Annotated in this window: 20 protein-coding genes; 18 read left to right on the top strand and 2 right to left on the bottom strand. The window is 60.4% G+C overall.

Annotated features, from left to right (window positions below):
• Positions 1-20 precede the first annotated feature (20 nt).
• The 5 genes from rpsF (at position 21) to Thiofri_RS10785 (ending at position 2,718) form a co-directional block, all read left to right on the top strand.
• Positions 21-434: a 30S ribosomal protein S6 gene (gene rpsF, locus Thiofri_RS10765; protein WP_009151404.1), complete on the top strand. Its 414-nt coding sequence runs from the start codon at positions 21-23 to the stop codon at positions 432-434.
• Between the two features lie 213 nt (positions 435-647).
• On the top strand, positions 648-872 hold the full coding sequence (gene rpsR, locus Thiofri_RS10770; RefSeq protein ID WP_009151405.1) for a 30S ribosomal protein S18: 225 nt from the start codon (positions 648-650) through the stop codon (positions 870-872).
• A 72-nt stretch (positions 873-944) separates the two neighbouring features.
• Positions 945-1,397, top strand: a complete 453-nt coding sequence (gene rplI / locus Thiofri_RS10775; RefSeq protein ID WP_009151406.1) for a 50S ribosomal protein L9 — start codon at positions 945-947, stop codon at positions 1,395-1,397.
• Positions 1,398-1,594: 197 nt separating this feature from the next.
• Positions 1,595-2,296 (top strand): metal-dependent hydrolase, encoded by a 702-nt coding sequence (locus Thiofri_RS10780; protein WP_009151407.1) that lies wholly within the window; start codon positions 1,595-1,597, stop codon positions 2,294-2,296.
• A 122-nt stretch (positions 2,297-2,418) separates the two neighbouring features.
• The gene (locus Thiofri_RS10785) at positions 2,419-2,718 is read left to right on the top strand and encodes a hypothetical protein (RefSeq protein WP_009151408.1); all 300 of its coding nucleotides are present in this window, start codon (positions 2,419-2,421) and stop codon (positions 2,716-2,718) included.
• A gap of 133 nt (positions 2,719-2,851) precedes the next feature.
• Here the strand turns inward: Thiofri_RS10785 and hemE are convergent, their stop codons facing one another.
• A complete protein-coding gene (hemE, locus tag Thiofri_RS10790) occupies positions 2,852-3,916 on the bottom strand; it encodes a uroporphyrinogen decarboxylase (protein ID WP_040858474.1) in 1,065 nt (354 codons plus the stop codon).
• Positions 3,917-4,196: 280 nt separating this feature from the next.
• On the opposite strand from hemE, the gene uvrD reads away from it, so the two are divergent.
• From uvrD to Thiofri_RS10830, 8 genes are all read left to right on the top strand, one after another.
• The gene (gene uvrD, locus Thiofri_RS10795) at positions 4,197-6,356 is read left to right on the top strand and encodes a DNA helicase II (protein WP_009151410.1); all 2,160 of its coding nucleotides are present in this window, start codon (positions 4,197-4,199) and stop codon (positions 6,354-6,356) included.
• A 288-nt stretch (positions 6,357-6,644) separates the two neighbouring features.
• Positions 6,645-7,733: a TRAP transporter substrate-binding protein gene (locus Thiofri_RS10800; RefSeq protein ID WP_009151411.1), complete on the top strand. Its 1,089-nt coding sequence runs from the start codon at positions 6,645-6,647 to the stop codon at positions 7,731-7,733.
• Between the two features lie 7 nt (positions 7,734-7,740).
• Positions 7,741-8,967, top strand: a complete 1,227-nt coding sequence (hemW, locus tag Thiofri_RS10805) for a radical SAM family heme chaperone HemW (protein WP_009151412.1) — start codon at positions 7,741-7,743, stop codon at positions 8,965-8,967.
• 116 nt (positions 8,968-9,083) lie between these two features.
• Positions 9,084-9,329: a hypothetical protein gene (locus Thiofri_RS10810; protein ID WP_009151413.1), complete on the top strand. Its 246-nt coding sequence runs from the start codon at positions 9,084-9,086 to the stop codon at positions 9,327-9,329.
• Entirely contained in the window at positions 9,326-9,712 is a 387-nt protein-coding gene (locus Thiofri_RS10815) for a type II toxin-antitoxin system VapC family toxin (protein WP_009151414.1), read from the top strand. The genes Thiofri_RS10810 and Thiofri_RS10815 overlap by 4 nt, the downstream gene beginning before the upstream one ends.
• A 49-nt stretch (positions 9,713-9,761) precedes the next feature.
• Positions 9,762-9,935, top strand: coding sequence for a hypothetical protein (locus Thiofri_RS10820; protein WP_190275877.1), 174 nt, complete (start codon positions 9,762-9,764; stop codon positions 9,933-9,935).
• 113 nt (positions 9,936-10,048) lie between these two features.
• A complete protein-coding gene (locus tag Thiofri_RS10825) occupies positions 10,049-10,309 on the top strand; it encodes a type II toxin-antitoxin system Phd/YefM family antitoxin (protein WP_009151416.1) in 261 nt (86 codons plus the stop codon).
• Complete coding sequence (locus Thiofri_RS10830) at positions 10,306-10,566, top strand: Txe/YoeB family addiction module toxin (protein ID WP_009151417.1); 261 nt, start codon at positions 10,306-10,308, stop codon at positions 10,564-10,566. Before Thiofri_RS10825 ends, Thiofri_RS10830 begins: the two co-directional genes overlap by 4 nt.
• Positions 10,567-10,622: 56 nt before the next feature.
• Here the strand turns inward: Thiofri_RS10830 and mfd are convergent, their stop codons facing one another.
• Positions 10,623-14,264 carry a transcription-repair coupling factor gene (mfd, locus tag Thiofri_RS10835; protein ID WP_009151418.1) on the bottom strand — a complete coding sequence of 1,214 codons (3,642 nt, stop codon included), beginning with the start codon at positions 14,262-14,264 and terminating at the stop codon, positions 10,623-10,625.
• Between the two features lie 133 nt (positions 14,265-14,397).
• Between mfd and pstS the strand changes: the two genes are divergently transcribed.
• The 5 genes from pstS (at position 14,398) to Thiofri_RS10860 (ending at position 19,251) form a co-directional block, all read left to right on the top strand.
• Positions 14,398-15,468, top strand: a complete 1,071-nt coding sequence (gene pstS, locus Thiofri_RS10840) for a phosphate ABC transporter substrate-binding protein PstS (protein ID WP_009151419.1) — start codon at positions 14,398-14,400, stop codon at positions 15,466-15,468.
• A gap of 172 nt (positions 15,469-15,640) precedes the next feature.
• Positions 15,641-16,612, top strand: coding sequence for a phosphate ABC transporter permease subunit PstC (gene pstC / locus Thiofri_RS10845; RefSeq protein WP_009151420.1), 972 nt, complete (start codon positions 15,641-15,643; stop codon positions 16,610-16,612).
• A complete protein-coding gene (gene pstA, locus Thiofri_RS10850) occupies positions 16,609-17,517 on the top strand; it encodes a phosphate ABC transporter permease PstA (RefSeq protein WP_009151421.1) in 909 nt (302 codons plus the stop codon). The genes pstC and pstA overlap by 4 nt, the downstream gene beginning before the upstream one ends.
• A gap of 51 nt (positions 17,518-17,568) precedes the next feature.
• Complete coding sequence (gene pstB, locus Thiofri_RS10855; protein WP_453889304.1) at positions 17,569-18,444, top strand: phosphate ABC transporter ATP-binding protein PstB; 876 nt, start codon at positions 17,569-17,571, stop codon at positions 18,442-18,444.
• Positions 18,445-18,591: 147 nt separating this feature from the next.
• On the top strand, positions 18,592-19,251 hold the full coding sequence (locus Thiofri_RS10860) for a hypothetical protein (RefSeq protein ID WP_009151423.1): 660 nt from the start codon (positions 18,592-18,594) through the stop codon (positions 19,249-19,251).
• Positions 19,252-19,325 lie beyond the last annotated feature (74 nt).

The following is a 19,325-nucleotide window of genomic DNA, read 5'->3' on the forward strand; positions in this document are numbered from 1 at the left end:
TCTATCCGTAAGGAGCTTCCATGCGACATTATGAAGTAATTTTTCTGGTTCATCCAAGCCAGAGCGAACAGGTACCGGCCATGATCGAACGTTATCGCGGCGGTATCGAAAGCCGCGGCGGCCAGATCCATCGGTTGGAGGATTGGGGCAGGCGCCAGCTCGCCTACCCGATCAACAAGGTGCATAAAGCGCACTATGTGCTGATGAATATCGAGTGCGATCAGGAAGCGCTCGATGAACTCGTGAACACCTTCCGCTTTAACGATGCAGTCCTGCGGAATATGGTTGTCAAACGCGATGGCCCCGTGACCGAGGTTTCACCGCTGGCCAAGGGCAATGAAGACTCTTCTGACCAGGGCGACGAGCGCTCGGAGCGCCGTCCCCGCCACGACGATTCATCGGATGAAGAAGGCGAGGAAGAAGAGGAAGAGTGACACTGGAGTAGAGCGTGGCACTGGAGATTGAACGCTGGAGATCGAACCTTACGGAAGATCGACCAGAGAAGATTGACCAGCTGGCGCGACCTTCGTTCGCCGCGCTAACGCTCTTTTCAGCCTGCACTGCAAACTTCATCTGAAATACCCTGATTTTATTTTTGTTGCGATCAGCCAGTGATCGCGAACCCCATTGGTCACGAGGATTCTATTATGTCCCGTTTTTTTCGTCGCAAGCGCTATTGTCGGTTCACTGCCGAGGGAATTACCGAGATCGACTACAAAGACCTGAACCTGCTCAAGTCTTTCATCAGCGAATCGGGCAAGATCGTTCCCAGTCGCATTACCGGAACCTCGGCTCGTTATCAGCGTCAGCTCGCTGTCGCGGTCAAGCGCGCCCGATACCTGGCCCTGCTGCCTTACACCGATAGCCATTGATCAGGCGCCGGAGGGCGCCGGCTGCATTCGCGCCGCGTCCCATTGGCTCTGTTCATTCAAGAGGAATCTGTTGTGGATGTCATTTTGCTCAAAAAAGTCGCTGGCCTAGGTGCGCTTGGCGATAAGGTTTCCGTGCGATCCGGGTACGGGCGCAATTACCTGCTGCCGGGTGGTTTTGCTGTCTCAGCGACCGCAGACAATCTCAAAGCCTTCGAGGAACGTCGTGCCGAGCTTGAGCGCGAAGCAGCCGAGGCGCTGGCGGCGGCAGAGTCGCGCAAGGCCAAGCTCGATAGTCTGCGCGTGACCATCGGGCGTAAAGCGGGTGAGGAGGGTCGACTGTTCGGCTCGGTGGGTACGGCCGATATTGCCGAGGCGGTGAGCGAGGCAGCCAAGATCGAGGTCTTGCGCAGCGAGGTGCGTCTCCCCGACGGCCCCCTGCGCGCAGTCGGTGAGTTCAGTGTGAATTTGCGCCTGCACGCGGATCTGGACTGTGACGTGGTCATTGAGGTTGTTGCCGCAGATTGACGCCCGTCAGGAAAGCGCTTTTCCGTGAAATGAGGGTTTCATCCCTGGCGGTGGCTGCTAACCTGGGCGTTAGTGACGCAGGGCCGCCAGTGTATGCAATATTCTAATGTGAACAGGCGCGCGCGGGCAGGGGCTGGATTTGGCTAGTAATCCGGGCTGATCGCGGGTTTTTTCAAGCAACCGCGCCCGAGCGGCCGATGGCGAATTTTCAGACGCACCTTGGGGTGGGCACAGCCGTGGTGGGCACCGCTGCGCTTGCCATTCACACCCAGGGGCTGGCGGATTTTAGTCAGACACAATGGTTGTTGGCCTTGGGTGTAGCGGCCAGTCTGCTGCCCGACATTGACGCGGACGACTCGCGTCCAGTGCGCGCCTTTTTTGGGCTCTTGGGGCTGGTGCTTGGCTTTGTCATTGCAAGCCGTCTAAGAGACCATTTCCGCCTGTTGGAGCTCGCGCTGGTCTGGGCGGGCGTCTGGCTCTTGGTCAATTTTCCGCTGCGGCTGTTTTTTGCCCGACTGACCGTCCATCGCGGCAGCTTTCATTCCTTGCTGATGGCCCTTGCCATCGCGCTGTTCGTGGTAATCGGCGCAGATCGCTGGTTTGCCTTCGAGCCTGCATTTAGTTGGCTGGTTGGTGGTTTCGTTCTGCTCGGATACCTCACCCACCTGGTGCTGGATGAGATTGCCAGCGTCGATCTGCTCGGCAATCGCGTCAAGCGCTCGTTTGGAACCGCCATTAAACCGCTCAGTCTGCGCGCCTGGCCGCTGTCTCTGCTGCTACTCGGCCTAATTGGGGTCGGGGCTTTGCTCGTGCCTGATCCTGCCCCTCTGGTCCAATTTCTGCAACTTCCTGGTATCTTTGAGAGGTTGCCGGAGATGCTGCCCGCAAGTTTTGGCTAAAATGCGCATGGCCGGCTCTGGCGGATCGGGTCTCGGGGCCTCGTCATCGCTGCCGGTGACCATTCAGACTGACGCGCTCGCCTGCCATTCAAATACGCGCACCATAAGGAGGATACTCGCGAATGAAAGTTGCCGCCCCCACTGCTCTGGTGCTGGCTGTTGCCGGCTGGGCCCTCACTGTTTTTATCGGAAATACTTTGCTGTCAGGAATCCCGATTGAAGACCGGGCCTGCCAAACTGGCTGTATCCAGGGGCTGTTTTTCTCAGGCTTTGCTGTTGGCGCCATTGCCCTAATTCTTGCCGCATTGTCGGTGACAAAACCATCTGCGGGACGAATTGCCAGTTTTGCAGCATTGGCACTGGCCTTGCCGCTGTTTGCCATTTATGCCGGTATTGTTGTGATTGGCAATCTGGCCGCCTGATAGCTTAGGAGCCTAAAATTTTAGGGGTTGGTGCGCTGTTGTCAGCGCACCAACCCCAGATGTCACCCGGATGACCGTCATTTGCCGTGAAACAACTGCTTCATCCGCTAGGGTGGTGCCCAAAGGATGAACGTCAGGCGTGATAAGCCCGGCTGAGCTGATGCACGGCGCTCACCATGGCGGCGGCATGCTCGGGATTCACATCCGGATGGATGCCGTGGCCAAGGTTAAACACATGCCCTGAGCCGCTGCCGTAGCTCGCCAGCACCCGGCCGACTTCGCGCTCGATGCGCTCGGGCGAGGCATACAGCGTGCAAGGGTCGAGATTGCCCTGCAGCGCGACCTTGTCCTTGACCAGGCGGCGGGCGTCGGCAAGATCCATGGTCCAGTCGACGCCCAAGGCATCGCAGCCGGTTTCGGCCATGCGGTCCAGCCACTGACCGCCGCCCTTGGCGAAGAGTACCACCGGCACTCGGCGCCCATCGGCCTCGCGCGTTAGCCCCTCAACGATGCGCTCCATGTACCGCAGCGAGAACTCGCGGAAATCCGCTGGGCTCAGCACGCCACCCCAGGTGTCGAAGATCATCACCGCCTGGGCACCGCGAGCGATCTGGGCGTTGAGATAGAGCGTCACAGTGTCGGCGATCTTACCGAGCAGGGCGTGCATCAACTCCGGACGGTCGAACATCATCGCCTTGGTGAGTGCAAAGTTCTTGGTGCTGCCGCCCTCGACCATGTAGGTCGCCAGAGTCCAGGGCGCGCCCGAGAAGCCGATCAGCGGCACTCGTCCGTTCAACTCGCGGCGGATCACGGCCACGGCATCCATTACATAGCGCAGTTCTTGTTCCGGGTCGGGCACCTTGATGCGCTCGATGTCCTCCTTGTTTCGCACCGGCCGTTCGAAGCCCGGTCCCTCGCCCTCGCTGAAGTAGAGCCCCAGGCCCATGGCGTCGGGGATGGTGAGGATGTCGGAGAACAAAATGGCCGCGTCGAGCGGGAAGCGCTCCAGCGGCTGCAAGGTCACCTCGCAGGCTAGCTCTGGATTGCGGCACAGGTCCATGAAGCTGCCGGCTTTCGCGCGGGTTTCGCGGTACTCGGGCAGGTAGCGCCCAGCCTGGCGCATCATCCAGACCGGGGTGTAATCGACAGGTTCGCGCAGCAGAGCGCGCAGGAAGACATCGTTCTTGAGCTCAGTCACGTTTTCTCGATCCGTTTTGGTAGCAAATTTTTTGGTGGGGCTCTCGCGGAGTTCGCAGCCTACCTGCGGGAGCATACTACAGCGAGGCTCAAAGCGGCAGGATGACCCGAAATTCCTCGCGGAGTTCGACGAATTCTACTGGAGAAGCGCGGGCGAGGGAGGCGCGCGAAATCATGGCTAGACCGCATCCTGGCCTTTGAGTGTAGCGCAGGTGATCAAGAAACTTCAGAAGTTCACGGCGTCCGATTCTGTATTCGGTGTTCTGCGCTAGAATGCGCGCATGGATGTTTCACGAATTCTCGATCCCCTAAATCCCGCCCAGCGTGAGGCGGTTTCCGCGAGCGGCGGCAATGTGTTGGTTTTGGCCGGTGCTGGCTCGGGCAAGACGCGGGTGCTGGTGCATCGCATCGCCTGGCTTTTGCGGGTGGAAGGCTTGCAGCCCTGGGCAGTGCTGGCTGTCACCTTCACCAACAAGGCGGCGCGGGAGATGCGCTCGCGCATTGAGGAGATGCTCGAGCAACCCGTTGGCGGCATGTGGGTCGGCACCTTTCATGGCCTGGCGCACCGTTTTCTGCGCGCGCACTGGCAAGATGCCAACCTGCCGCAGCAGTTTCAAATTCTGGACTCAGACGATCAGTTCCGGCTGGTCAAGCGCATCATCAAAACTCTGGAACTGGACGAGGCGCGTTGGCCGCCCAGACAGATTCAAAGCTACATCAACAAGCACAAGGACGAGGGGCGTCGCGCTGGTCATCTCGATGATGGCGGGGATTTTTACGAGCAGCAGCTCATTCGCGTGTATCGCGAGTATGAAGATGCCTGCGCGCGCGGGGGTTTGCTCGACTTTGCCGACCTGCTGCTGCGCACCCATGAGCTGCTGCGCGAGCGCCCGGACATTCTGCACCACTATCGCACCCGCTTTCGCGCCTTGTTGGTCGATGAGTTCCAGGACACCAACGCCATTCAGTACGCCTGGCTGCGGCTGCTAACAGGCGATCAGGACAATCTCTTTCTGGTTGGCGACGATGATCAGTCCATCTATGGCTGGCGCGGCGCGCGGGTGGAGAATATTCAGAGCTTTCAGCACGATTATCCCAACACCCAGGTGGTGCGCCTGGAGCAGAACTATCGCTCCAGCGGCAATATCCTGGCCGCTGCCAACGCGCTCATCGCCAATAATCCCACCCGCTTGGGCAAGGAACTCTGGACCGAGGACAGCGCCGGCGAGCCGGTACGCCTGTATTCGGCCTTTAACGAAATTGACGAGGCGCGTTTTGTCGCCGAGCGGGTGCGCCGAGGCTGTACGGAGGAGGGCATGCGGCGTTCGGAATGCGCCATTCTCTATCGCACCACGGCGCAGTCGCGCTTGTTTGAAGAAGCCCTGATGCAGATCGGGCTGCCGTTTCGCGTCTATGGTGGGCAGAAGTTCTTTGAGCGTGTCGAGATCAAAGACGCGCTCGCCTATTTGCGCCTGCTTGCTAACCCCGATGACGATGCCGCCTGCGAGCGGGTGCTCAACGTACCGACGCGCGGCATCGGCACCCGCACGGTCGAGGTGCTGCGTGGCCATGCCAGGGAGGCACGTACTTCGCTGTGGCAGGCGGCGCACAATGCCCTCGGCGGCAGCCTGCTGTCGGCGAGGGCAACCGGCGCGCTGCGTCAGTTTGTTGAGCTAATCGAGCTCATGCAGCAGGGTCTCAAGGATCAGTCGCTCGCTGATCTCACCCTGCAGACCATCGACGACAGCGGTCTGCCGGCCCATTATGAGAAGGCCAAGGACGGTCGCGGCATCGACCGGCTCGAGAACCTCGAGCAGCTGGTCGAGGCTGCGCGCCGCTTCGAGGCCGAACTCGAAGACGAAGAGGCCGATCCGCTCGGTAGCTTTCTGGCACATGCCGCGCTCGAAGCCGGTGAGGGTCAGGCCGACGGCCATGAGGATGCAGTGCAGTTGATGACTCTGCACAGCGCCAAGGGGCTGGAGTTTCCGCTGGTGTTCGTCACCGGAGTGGAGGAGGGGCTGTTTCCGCACAGCATGTCGGCGGATGACCCCGACCGGCTCGAAGAAGAACGTCGCCTGTGCTATGTCGGCATGACCCGCGCCATGCAGCAGCTTTATCTCACCCACGCCGAAAGCCGTCGCCTGCATGGGCGCGAGGAATATCCCATGCCCTCGCGTTTTCTGCGCGAGGTGCCGGTGGCGTTGATTGAGGAAGTGCGCGCCCATGGTGGCCAGCGGCGCTCGGGGCCAGTGTTTAGCAGCGCGCCCGCTAGCGGCGGTTTTCAACTCGGCGAACAGGTCATGCACCCCAAGTTCGGCTCCGGCGTGGTGCTAAACAGCGAGGGAACCGGCGCCAGCGCGCGTATTCAGGTCAACTTCGAGGCGGTTGGAGCCAAATGGCTGGTGCTGGCCTACGCCCGTCTTGAGCGTGTCAGCGCATAATCGGCCGTGCCCAACTTAGGTGTGCCAAGCAACGACCCCAATCGCAAACGAATGGTTTTTTGGTATTTGGTCGGGTGACGGTCACGGGGTCTCGGCGGCAGGACGCCGCCGGGAAGCCTATAAGGAAGTATTCATGGCGTCCCCCGTGGCCGTCACCCGGCCCAAAACGAGCAAAAATCTCAAAGGGTTTCGGTATATCACCCACCAGTCGCCAATCATTGCTCACCTCCGACCACTGAACAGCGACTGCTTTCTTAGACTCACCCGATCAGCACGAGGACGTAATCGATGCAACGCAGAGACTTCATCAAAGCTGCCGGAGCCGCCGCAATCACGGCTGGTGCGAGCACCCAGGCCGGGCAGGCCTATGCCAAGGACAAGCCGGAATACTCCTGGAAGATGGTCACGACCTGGCCAAAGAACTTTCCGGGGCTGGGCACCGGTGCCAATCATCTCGCCGAGCTGATCGGCCAGATGAGCGGCGGGCGCATTGAGGTCAAGGTCTATGGCGCCGGCGAACTGGTGCCCGCCTTCGAGATCTTCGACGCCGTCTCCGCCGGCACTGCCGAGATGGGCCATGGCGCCGCCTACTACTGGAAGGGCAAGAGCGAGGCCGCGCAGTTTTTCACCACCGTCCCCTTCGGCCTGACCGCGCAAGAAATGAACGGCTGGCTTTACTATGGCGGCGGCATGGAATTGTGGCAGGAACTCTACGCCAAGTTCGACCTGGTCCCGGCCGCGGCCGGTAACACGGGCGTGCAGATGGGCGGCTGGTTCAACAAGGAGATCAACTCGCTTGAGGACCTGAAAGGCATCAAAATGCGCATCCCCGGTCTCGGCGGCGAAGTGCTCAAGCGCGCAGGCGGCACGCCTGTCAATCTGCCGGGCGGGGAGATTTTTACCTCGCTGCAATCGGGCGCCATCGACGCGACCGAATGGATTGGCCCCTACAACGATCTCGCCTTTGGTCTCTACAAGGCGGCGAAATACTACTACTACCCCGGCTGGCACGAGCCTGGCACCATGCTCGAGGCCATGATCCACAAGCCCACCTTCGATAAGCTCCCGGACGACCTGCAAGCCATCGTGATGGCGGCCGCCAAGGTGGTTAATATCGACATGCTCTCGGAGTACATGGCGCGCAACCCGAGCGCGCTCACCACCCTGGTCGATGAGCACGGCGTCGACGTGCGCTCATTCCCGCCGGATGTGCTGGCCAGGCTGCGTGAACTCTCGGGCGAGGTGGTCGCTGAGATCGCCGAAAAGGACGAATTCTCCAAGCGCGTCTATGCCTCCTACCAGAAGTTCCTCAAGCAGTCCCAGGCTTGGAGCAAGATCTCGGAATACGCCTACCTGAACGCGCGCGACCACGCCTGATCTTGCCTTGTCCGGGCAGGCGCTGCCATCTCGGCAGGCGGCGGATCAGCGACATTTTGATGCTGGTCCGCCGCCTGTCGCACTCTATGTGCATTGGCCTTGGTGCTTGCGCAAATGCCCTTATTGCGACTTCAATTCGCATCCAACGCCCGGCAAGCTGCCTCAGGCAGCCTATATCGATGCGCTCTTGGCCGATCTCGACAGCGAACTGGCCATGCAGCCAGTGGAGCAAACGCTCGAGTCGCTCTTTATCGGAGGTGGCACACCCAGCCTGATCCAGCCAGCCGAGCTAACGCGGCTGATCGCCGGTATTCGCGACCGTCTCAGTCTGACCCCGGATGCCGAGGTGACCCTCGAGGCCAATCCAGGCGCCGCCGATGCCGCATGCCTTGCGCACGCGCTGGAGGCCGGTGTCAATCGGCTATCGCTCGGGGTGCAATCCCTGTCCGATCTCAGGCTCAATGCCATCGGCCGCATGCATGATGCGCGTCAGGCGCGACAAGCCGTTTTCGAGGCAAGGCAGGCCGGTTGCGGCAATCTCAATATTGATCTGATGTTCGGCTTGCCGGGACAGAGCCTGGCTGAGGCGCGCACCGATCTGCAAGCCGCGCTGGCATTAGAGCCGGATCATCTGTCCTACTATCAGCTCACCCTGGAGCCCGAAACGGCCTTCGCGCGCGCGCCGCCAGCTTTGCCCGAAGACGATCTGCTCGCCGACATGTCGGACCAGGGGCACCAGTTGCTGGCAGATTTTGGCTATGAGCACTATGAAATCTCCGCCCATGCGCAGCCCGACAGGAGTTGTCGCCACAATTTGAATTATTGGACATTTGGCGATTATCTTGGCATCGGCGCGGGCGCGCATGGCAAGCGAACCGATGTGACGCTGGGGAGGGTGGTGCGTCGCGTAAAATGGTCTGATCCGGCGCGCTATCTGGCCGCTGCTCAGCCAGGCCAGACGGCGCCCGCTGCCTTTGTGGCCGAAGCCAGCGAGCTTGGCGATCAGGACCTGAAGCTGGAATTCGCGCTCAACGCCCTGCGTCTGCAACAGGGTGTTTCACTCAAGCTATTTGAAGCGCGAACCGGCCTTGCGGCAAATCGGCTCGCTGATGCACGCGCGCGCGCAGAGGATTTGGGTTTGCTTGGGCACAGCGCCACCTGCTTGCGCCCGACTGCACAGGGTCAGCGATTCCTGAATTCTCTTCTTGAGTGCTTCATGAGCGATTTTGCGTGAAAATTAAGAGCAGGGGGTGATGGGCTTGCTGGATATTGTTCAGAGCTTCGGCAGCCAACAGAGCGAGTGCCGCTAGCGCAAGACAGGTTTAGCCCATAACCAAAGGAGATAAAGCCATGCAAGCTATCGAGCTGGAAACCGAGATCGACGAGAACCACGAGATACATCTCAAGTTGCCTGAGGACGTTAAAGCCGTCAAAGCGAGAGTGGTCGTTCTGTACAACCTGGCTGCAAATGAAAACGGCACGCAGATGCAGGACGCTCAGCCTCTCAAACTCGGCTTGTTTCGTGGCCAAGTCCAGATGAGCGACGACTTTGACGCACCGCTACCAGACGAGCTCTGGCTGAGTGGCAACCCATGAAATTCTTGCTCGATACCCACGCGTTCATCTGGCTGAACAGCTCTCCGGAAAAGCTTTCCGCCAGAGTTCGAGGGCACTGCGAACAAGGGACTGATCGTTTTTATCTAAGCTTGGTTTCGCCATGGGAGATGCAGATCAAGCGCCAACTCGGGAAGCTCAGCTACGATCCGATCAACGACCAACTGGTGCGCGCGAACCTGGATCGCAACAATATCAACCTATTGCCCATTAGCCTCGTGCATGTCGAACAGCTCGCCCAACTGCCGATGCACCACCGCGACCCCTTCGACCGAATGCTGGTCGCACAAGCACAGATCGAGGGTATGACATTGATCACCGCAGACACGGCGCTAGCCCCCTATGACGTCGCCATCCTCTGGTAACTGGAAGCCACCCAGCCAATTTCAATCCGCGCATCATCGGCGCGATGCCTTGAAAAAGCGCTTGGCTTTGATCCTGCTCGATGAGCTGGCAGACCATCGCGCGCCGGTGGACAACAGCAAGGATGAACCCTATGCCATTGTGCGCCAGCGCCTGTTCCGGGGCATTGGCGCATGTCAAAAGCCGAAGGTACAAGACAGCGAGACTTGTTCGATGACTGATTAATCGAACCCCTGACGAGCCATGCTAACGCTATGGCTATTCGCTCCGGCAATCATGTTGGTCAACCTTGTTTTGGGGAACTGGCATCAACGTCTAGGATAAGATGGAGAGAACATATGCAAGCCATGCCATTCAATGAAATCACCGCGAATTTATCGGCCGTCATGGATAGAGTTCATGATGATCATGAGCCTCTGGTGGTGACGCGAGACAACAAGAAGTCAGTCGTTCTCATCAGCCTAGATGACTTCAATGCCTGGCAGGAAACCGAATACCTGACCCGTTCCCCGGCCAATGCCGAGGATCTGCGGCTTGCGGTGGAGGAGCTTCGCGCCCGCAAGAATCTTGGACATTATGCATTGATCGAAACGCCATGATCTGTTTCCGGGATCGGGCATGGTCGGATTATCTGTACTGGCAGCAAATCGACAAACAGATACTGAAACGCATCAACTTGCTGATTAAGGATATCCAGCGCGACCCTTTTTCCGGTCTGGGTAAGCCGGAACCGCTAAAACATCACTTAACCGGATTCTGGTCGCGCCGGATTAATGATGAGCACCGTCTCGTTTATACCTTTCAGGATGACGAGTTGATCATTATTCAGTGTCGTTATCATTACGAACGCCCGTAATACCTCGATATGTGCCAGATCTTTTCGACCGTCGGTGGATGCATGCGATATGGCAATCAACTTTTCCCGGTCAGCTGCCCCAAAATGGAATCGACCTGCGCCGCGCGCTTGTCGCCCTCGGGCATGTCGCGATAGAAGCGCAGCGCCCCGGCGGCTTGGTCGAGCTTGAATTCCTTCGGTCGGCTTTGAATCAGTTGCACCAAGCGCATGTGGTCGATCTTGGGTTCCTCGCCGAACAGAATGCGCCCGCCCTTGGGGCCGGCTTCGATCTTGCGGATGCCGTGGGGCTGGACCTTGAGTTTTAGCTCGGTGATTGTGAACAAGTTCTTGGCCGGCTCGGGCAGCAGGCCGAAGCGGTCGATCATTTCGACTTTCAGCTCTTTTAATTCATTCGTATCGGCAGCGCTGGCGATGCGTTTGTAGGTGATGAGCCGGGTGTGGATGTCGGGCAGGTAGTCGTCTGGTAGCAGGGCAGGGAGGCCAAGATCGATCTCGGCGCCATGATCGAGCGGGCGGTCCAGCTCCGGCGTGCGCCCGGCCTTGAGCGCCTGCACGGCGCGTTCGAGTAGGTCCATGTATAGGGTAAAGCCGACCTCGTGGATCTGGCCGGATTGCTCCTCGCCGAGCAGCTCGCCGGCACCGCGAATTTCCAGATCGTGGGTGGCGAGTGTGAAGCCGGCGCCCAGGTCTTCCAATGATTCAATCGCCTCCAGACGCTTTTTGGCATCCGCCGTCATGGTCTTGGCCGGCGGGGTGATCAGGTAGGCATAGGCGCGATGATGGGAGCGCCCGACGCGACCTCGGAGCTGATGCAGTTGCGCCAGCCCGAGCTTGTCGGCGCGGTTAATCAGGATGGTGTTGGCGCTGGGTACGTCGATGCCGGACTCGATAATGGTCGTGCACACCAGCAGGTTGAAGCGGCGGTGATAGAAGTCGCGCATGACGCGCTCCAACTCTTTCTCGCGCATCTGGCCGTGGGCGACCTGCACCCGGGCGTCGGGCACCAGGGCCTCGATTTTCTGCGCCATGTTCTCGATGGTCTCGACCTCATTGTGCAGAAAGTAAATCTGCCCGCCGCGATTGATCTCGCGCTGACAGGCCTCCTGGATCAGGCTGTCGTTCCAGGCCGAGGTAAAGGTCTTGATCGGATGGCGCTCAACCGGCGGGGTGGCGATGATGGACAGATCGCGCAGGCCAGCCATGGACATGTTCAGCGTGCGCGGGATGGGGGTGGCGGTGAGGGTGAGAATATCCACCTCGGCGCGCAGGCTTTTGAGCTGCTCCTTGTGACGCACCCCAAAGCGATGCTCCTCGTCGATGATGGCCAGCCCAAGATTCTTGAACTTGATCGACGGCTGCAACAGCTTGTGGGTGCCGACGACGATGTCGACGGTGCCAGCGGCGAGGCCGTCGATGATCGTTTTGACCTCCTTCGCGCTGCGGAACCGCGACAAGCTCTCGACGCGGATTGGCCAGTCGGCGAAGCGGTCAGCGAAGTTCTGATAGTGCTGCTGGGCGAGCAGGGTGGTCGGCACCAGCACCGCGACCTGACGCCCGCCATTGGCAGCGACGAAGGCCGCGCGCATGGCCACCTCGGTCTTGCCGAAGCCGACATCGCCGCAGACTACGCGGTCCATCGGCTTGGGATCGGCCATGTCGGCGAGAATGGACTCAATGGCGCGTTCCTGATCCGGCGTTTCCTCGAACTCAAAGGCAGCGGCAAAGTCGCGGTACTCGGCGCTCGGATTACCAAAGGCATGGCCTAAGCGCGCGGCGCGGCGGGCGTAGATGTCGAGCAGCTCGGCGGCGACATCGCGTGCTTTCTGTGCCGCCTTGCGCTTGACGCGATCCCAGTGGTCGCTGCCGAGCTTGTGCAGGGGCGCGCTCTCGGGCGAGCTGCCGGTGTAGCGCGCGATCAGATGCAAGGAGCTGACCGGCACATAGAGCTTGTCGCCGCCTGAGTATTCGAGCGCGAGGAACTCGGCCTTGTTGCCGCCGAACTCCAGGGTTTGCAGGCCGAGAAAGCGCCCAACACCATGATCCTCGTGGACGACGGGTGCGCCGGGATGCAATTCGGTCAGATTGCGCACCACCGCATCGCCGTCCGGCCCTTGTTTGCGTCGACGGCGCTCCTGGCGCACGCGCTCGCCATAGAGCTGGGTCTCGGTGATGAGCGCGAGGCGGTGGCTCTGCTGCGCGTCTCCTGCGGGCAGGCCGCCGTCAGGCACGGCCTCAAGCAGTAGCGGCTGCTCGATGGGCGCGACTGTGATGGCGATGGGGCCTTGGCCACTGACGAAAGCCGCCCAGTCGCCGACCGCCGCCGGCTGGATGCCAAAGCCGTGCAGATGATCGCGCAGCAGCTCGCGCCGGCCGCCGCTCTCGGCGACGAAGAGCACCCGGCGCCCGGGCTCGTTCACAAAGGCCTTGAGCGCCGCTGCCGGCTCGGCCGCGCGGGCCTGAATCTGCAGTGGCGGCAGCCCGGCGGTGGCAAAGTTCACCACCTGCGAATAGCCTTTGCGTCGCTGCGCCACCTCCGTGGTTTGCCAGCACACGCCGGGCATGGCATTGAGCTTGCCGGCGAGTTCGTCGGCATCCAGATACAGCTGCCGTGGCGGCAGAATTGGGCGCTCGACATCGTGGCAGCGCTGCTCGTAGCGCGCGGCGATGGTGTCGATGAAGGTTGCCGCACTCTCGCGCACCTCGGCGCTCTCAAAGGCAAGCGTGTGCTCGGGCAGGTAGTCAAACAGGGTCGCGGTCTCATCGAAAAACAGCGGCAGGTAATACTCGATGCCACCCGGCAGCCGTCCCTCGGAGACCTCGCGGTAGATCATGCTGGCGCGCGGGTCGCTATCGATGCTGGCGCGATATCTTTGGCGAAAGGCGCTGATGGCCTCCTCGGTGAAGGGGAACTCCCGCGCCGGCAGCATGCGCACCGACTCAAGCTTGGCGATAGAACGCTGGCTGTCTGGATCGAAGGTGCGAATGGACTCGATCTCATCGTCGAACAGATCGATGCGCAGCGGCTCGGTCTGGCCCATCGGGAAAATATCAAGCAAAGCACCGCGCACCGCGAATTCGCCATGGGCGATGACCTGCGACACGCACTGATAGCCGGCATCGGTCAGCCGCTGTCGGGTCTGGTCGAGATCGAGCCGGTCGCCGATGGCCAGCACCAATGCCTGGCTCTCGACATAATGGCGCGGCGGCAGGCGCTGCATCAGGGTGCCGACTGGTGCCAGCAGCACGCCGCGTTCAAGCTGCGGCAGGCGATAAAGCGTCAGCAGCCGCTCGGAAACCAGCTCCGGCAGCGGCGAGAACAGATCATAGGGCAGGGTTTCCCAGTCCGGGAAACGCCACACCGGCAGCTGCTCGGCCTGTTGCCCAAGGAAAAATGGCAGCTCGGCATGCAGCCGGTTGGCGGTCGTCATGTCCGGCACCACCACCAGCAACGGGCCATCGCTCTGGCTTGCGGTGGAGGCAATGGACAAGGCCGCAGCCGCGCCATAAAGCCGGCCCCACAGGAGCCGCTCCACCGGCGGGCGCGGCAAAGGTGGTCTGAGCGGCGACGCGGCAGGGGATTCCTCTAAGGCAAGGTCCCCGCTGGAATCTGAAAGGTCGGACAGGGCAGCAGGCATGAGCGATGGCAGACGGGCTAGTTTTGAGCGCGGCATTTTCGCACAGCCGGGTTGTCCCTGCATGAAACGACCATCCGCGCGAGTCCTATCCGCGACGGAAGTAACCAAATATTCACAGACAAGGGTGTCTAGATTTGGACAATGCAAGCCTGGTTTTTTACTGATGCTTTTGTCAGTCCAATTTGGAGGTGTCCCCATGGCTCTTGCCAACTTCACCCGCCGCACCCTCGCGGCCTGCACGTTGTCCGCTCTGGCGTTCGCGCCACTCGCCCATGCTGAAGAGACCCAGCTGACCGGCTCGGGCGCGAGTTTCCCTTTCCCGCTTTACGCCAAATGGGCCAAGGATTTCAGCAAGAAGAACAAAGACATCCAGGTTCAGTACCAGGCAGTTGGCTCGGGTGCTGGCATCCGTGCATTCATCGCTGAAACCGTGGATTTCGCTGCATCCGATGCGGCCATGAACGATGAGGAAATCGCCAAGGTGCCCGCTGAGAAGGGCGTGGTGCTGCTGCCGATGACCGCTGGCGAGGTGGTGCTGTCTTACAACCTGCCGGGCAACCCGGAACTCAAGCTACCGCGCGATGTGATGAACGACATTTTCCTCGGCAAGCTGACCACCTGGCAGGACGAGCGCCTGCAGAAGGCGAACCCGGGCGTGAAGTTCCCCGATGATGACATCACTGTGGTGCGCCGTTCCGATTCATCCGGCACCACCTATGTTTTCACCGGTCATCTGGCCTGCGCGAGCGATGAGTTCAAGAAAGACGTGGGTCATGGCAAGAGTGTGGACTGGCCGAAGAGCTTTGTCGGCGCACCCAAGAACGACGGTGTTGCGGCCATGATCAAGCAGACTCCGGGCGCGATCGGCTACATCGAGTACGGCTATGCCGAGGCGACCGGTCAGCCGATGGCCACCTTGCAGAACAAGGCCGGCGAGTTCGTCAAGCCAGGTGAGGCATCCGGTCAGGCCGCGCTGGCCTCGGCTGAGTTCCCGAGCGGCGATCTCCCGGGTTACGAGGGCACCCCAGATCTGCGCGTCTGGGTGTGTGATCCTGAGGGCAAAGAGGCTTATCCCATCGCCACCTTTACCTGGATGCTGATGTACCAGCATCAGGATGAGGAAAAAGCCAAGGTACTGCGCGATTTCGTCGAGTACGGCTTGAATGAGGGCCAGAAATCTGCCCCCAAGATGGGCTACATCCCGCTTCCGGCCAACGTCAAGGCCAAGGTTGAGGAAGCTCTGAAGCTGGTTGGCGGCGCCAAGTAAAGCTCCCCTAAGTACAGCTCATCAAGTAAAGCTCCTTAAGCAAAGCCTCTCAATAATGGAACACGCGGCGGGTCGCCGAAAGCGATCCACCGCGTGTTTGCCGTTGGATGAGATCCGCTTTTGAAGCAATCACCCCCTTTCTGATCGCCAATCAAGTCGTTCGTGTCGCGTTATGGTTTCCAATCCCTTTGCTCATGTTGCAACCAAATTCTCCGGGCCGCCCTCGGCGAGCGACTACGCCGTCGACAAGGCGTTGCGGATGATTGTGCAGGGTGCCGCTGCCGTCATTTTGCTGCTGGTGGCCTACATCATTTTCGAGCTTGGCCGTCAGGCACTGCCTGCCATGCTGAGCTTTGGTCCGGGTTTTCTGATCGGAACCGATTGGAATGTGCAGGAAAAGGTCTTCGGCATCCTGCCCGAGATCTGGGGCACGCTCTACAGTTCGTTGCTGGCCCTCTTTATTGGCGGCATCTTTGGCGTGGCCATTGCCATCTTCTTGACCCAGGATTTCCTCGATCATCGCCTATCGAACGTGTTTCGTACCATCGTCGAGATGCTGGCAGCTATTCCCTCGGTGGTCTATGGCCTCTGGGGTATCTATGTGCTGATTCCGCTGATTCGACCGGGTGCCGAATGGTTGCACGAGACTTTCGGCTGGTTCCCATTGTTCGGAACCGATCTGGCCGGCCCCGGCATGGCCCCGGCAGCCCTGGTACTGGCGGTGATGATTCTGCCGACGGTGGCGGCCATCTCAGTCGATGCCTTCCGCCGCGTGCCCTACAAGGTGAAAGAAGCCGCCTATGGCATGGGCACAACGCGCTGGGAGGCGATCATGAAAGTGATGCTGCCAACTGCCTCCAGCGGCATTCTCGCTGCACTGGTGCTGGGCTTTGGCCGTGCACTGGGCGAGACCATGGCGCTGGCGATGCTCATCGGCAACTCCAACCAGATCAGCCTGTCGCTGTTCGCACCGGCCAATACGCTGGCATCACTGCTGGCGTCGAGCTTCCCGGAAGCCGGCCCGGTCGAGGTGCAGGCGCTGATGTATGCGGCCCTGGCGCTGCTCGCGATCACACTCATCGTTAACGTGCTTGGTCTGTGGATCATGAAGGCCGCCACACGCAAATTCGAGGGCAAGGCATGACCAGAGTCGCTAGCGAGGCCCTGCTTGAGCAGGATTTGGCCTCGATGAAACAACTGAAGGGCTCGCTACTTGAAGGGCGCGGTCTTCAGAGCCGAATTTTCACCGGCATCACCTGGGGCCTGGCCATTCTCGCCTCGCTGCCGCTGTTCTCAGTGATCTACATGCTGATCGCCAAGGGCGGCGCGCGCATCAACTGGGAGACCCTGACCGCACTGCCACCCGCGGCCTTTGAGTTCGGCGGCGGCATTGGCCCGGCCATTGTGGGTACGGGCATCATGGTCGGCATCGGCTCGCTCATCAGCATCCCCATCGGCATTCTCGCCGCCATTTATCTGGCCGAGGTCGATCCTTACAGCAAGCTGGCCGAGACGGCACGCTTTCTGGCCAAGGTGCTGACCGGCTTTCCGTCCATCCTCGCCGGTGTTTTCGTTTATGCCGTGCTGGTCGTCACCATGAAGTCCTACTCCGCCTGGGCCGGTGGTATTGCACTCGCGGTGCTGATGCTGCCGACCATCATCCTGACAGCGGAAGAAGCGCTCAAGCAGGTACCGCAGAAGATGAAAGACGCCGCCTATGGCATGGGCTGCACCCGCGCGCAGGTGATTGCCGCCGTGACCCTGCCCACCGGCATGCCGGGCGTGATCACCGGTGTGCTGCTGGCGGTGGCGGGCGCGGCTGGCGAATCGGCGCCGCTGCTGTTCACCGCCCTGTTCAGCACCTACTACGTCAACGGTCTGGAGGGGCTGGGACAGCCGACCGCCTCGCTGTCGATACTGATCTACAACTTCTCCGGCATGCCTTATGACAATCAGCTCGAGCTGGCCTGGGCGGCGTCCCTGGTGCTGGTGCTCATCATTCTGGTGTTTAACATCCTTGCCCGCGTTCTGGGTCGGCAAAAATTCTAACAGACCATTGTTTGAGGTATTGAAGACATGAATGCGACCGCAGAGGCGAGCATGATTGAGAGCAGGTTATTGGAAACAGACACTGGCAGCAGCAGTAAAAGCGACACTGCCACGGGGTCTATCACAGAGGCTGCCGCTTGGCACGTCGATCCCAAGCAGACGGTCATGGACTGCCGCTTGGACAAAATCTTCTATGGGGATTTTCTCGCCGTGCGTAACAGCACAGTGCCCATCGAGAAGAACAAAATCACCGGCTTTATCGGCCCCTCGGGCTGCGGCAAATCGACCGTGCTGCGCAGCTTAAACCGCATGAACGACCTCATCCCGGTGTTCCGCTTTGAAGGTTCGGTCACCTATCATGGCCAGGACATCTACGACAAAACCATTGATCCTGTCCTGGTGCGGCGTTACATCGGCATGGTGTTCCAGCAGCCCAATCCCTTTTCCATGAGCATCTACGACAACGTCGCCTTTGGCTTGCGGCTCAATCGCTTCAAAGGGGACATGAACGAGCGGGTGGAAAAGGCCCTGCGCAGCGCCGCACTCTGGAATGAAGTCAAGGACAAGCTCAAGAACAGCGGCTTGTCGCTCTCCGGCGGTCAGCAGCAGCGTCTGTGCATTGCCCGCGCGGTGGCGACTGAACCCGATGTGCTGCTGATGGATGAGCCCTGCTCGGCGCTCGACCCCATCGCCACCCGTCAGGTCGAGGAGTTAATGCTGGAGCTGAAGGAAAACTACACAGTCGCGCTGGTCACCCACAACATGCAGCAGGCCACGCGCGTGGCCGATACCACGGCGTTTTTCTCGGTCGATATCTCCGAGGGCGGGCGCACCGGCTATCTGGTCGAAATGGGCGACACCCAGCAGATCTTCGAAGACCCGCGTGAGAAACTGACCCGCGAGTACATCGCTGGCGAGTTTAGTTGATCCAGCGGCTTTGACTAAAGGGCGAGCGCCTAGCAAAACGGCTTTATCCGCTGAGTCTCTAACCGCTCGCCCTTGCCTCAATCCTGTTGCTACTCACCCCTCGCTCCTGGCTCCCCGCCTGGGGCGTTTTCGTGCGCGCATTAGCTGATGGCGAAATCCGAGCGACTGAACCTGCCGGCCATTGAGACCTCTCTGAGACGGGTTCAGGATGACTTCGACCGCATTAACCAGACCTTATCGACCCCTCGCGACCCGCTGAGCGACCGGGTGTTGAATCAACTCCTGGCTGGCTACGGGGAGATTGACCGCTGCCTGGCCAAGGGCATTGATCTGTTCGAGCTTGGGCAGACGCGCGAACTACTGGCCCTGAATGGCCTAGTGCTCTGGGGCGAGGCCGAACCTGGCAGCGAGGATGCCCGGCGCCAGCGCCTGGCGACCGAAGAGCAGTTCTATGCCAATGGCGACGGCGGCATCGGCGAGCTGATTGTTTGCCATCAATCCATGGCCGGTCAGCCGGTGTGGAAGCGCGCCGCGCGGGTCTATATTCAGATACTCAGTCAGCCCCAGCTCTATCAGGAGGGCAACCATCGCACCGGTTCTCTGGTGATGAGCTACATCCTGGTGCGCGCGGGCAAACCGCCCTTCGTGCTCTCGGTCGACAATGCCAAGGCCTATTTCGAGCCTTCCACCCTGGTCAAGAACGCCCGCAAGCATAGCCTGCGCATGCTGCTGGAACGGCCTAAGCTGGCCAAGCGTTTCGCCGCGTTGGTGCGAGATTCCGCTGACGCCCGACATCTGCGACATTGATCCGGGTAGTGGCATGCTATGGGATGCGCAAGTCGGCTGCGGGCTCTTGCCTCGGTGCAGTGGCGTGCGTTCCG

Source organism: Thiorhodovibrio frisius (genome assembly GCF_033954835.1).
In the GTDB taxonomy this organism is placed as follows: Bacteria; Pseudomonadota; Gammaproteobacteria; order Chromatiales; family Chromatiaceae; genus Thiorhodovibrio; species Thiorhodovibrio frisius.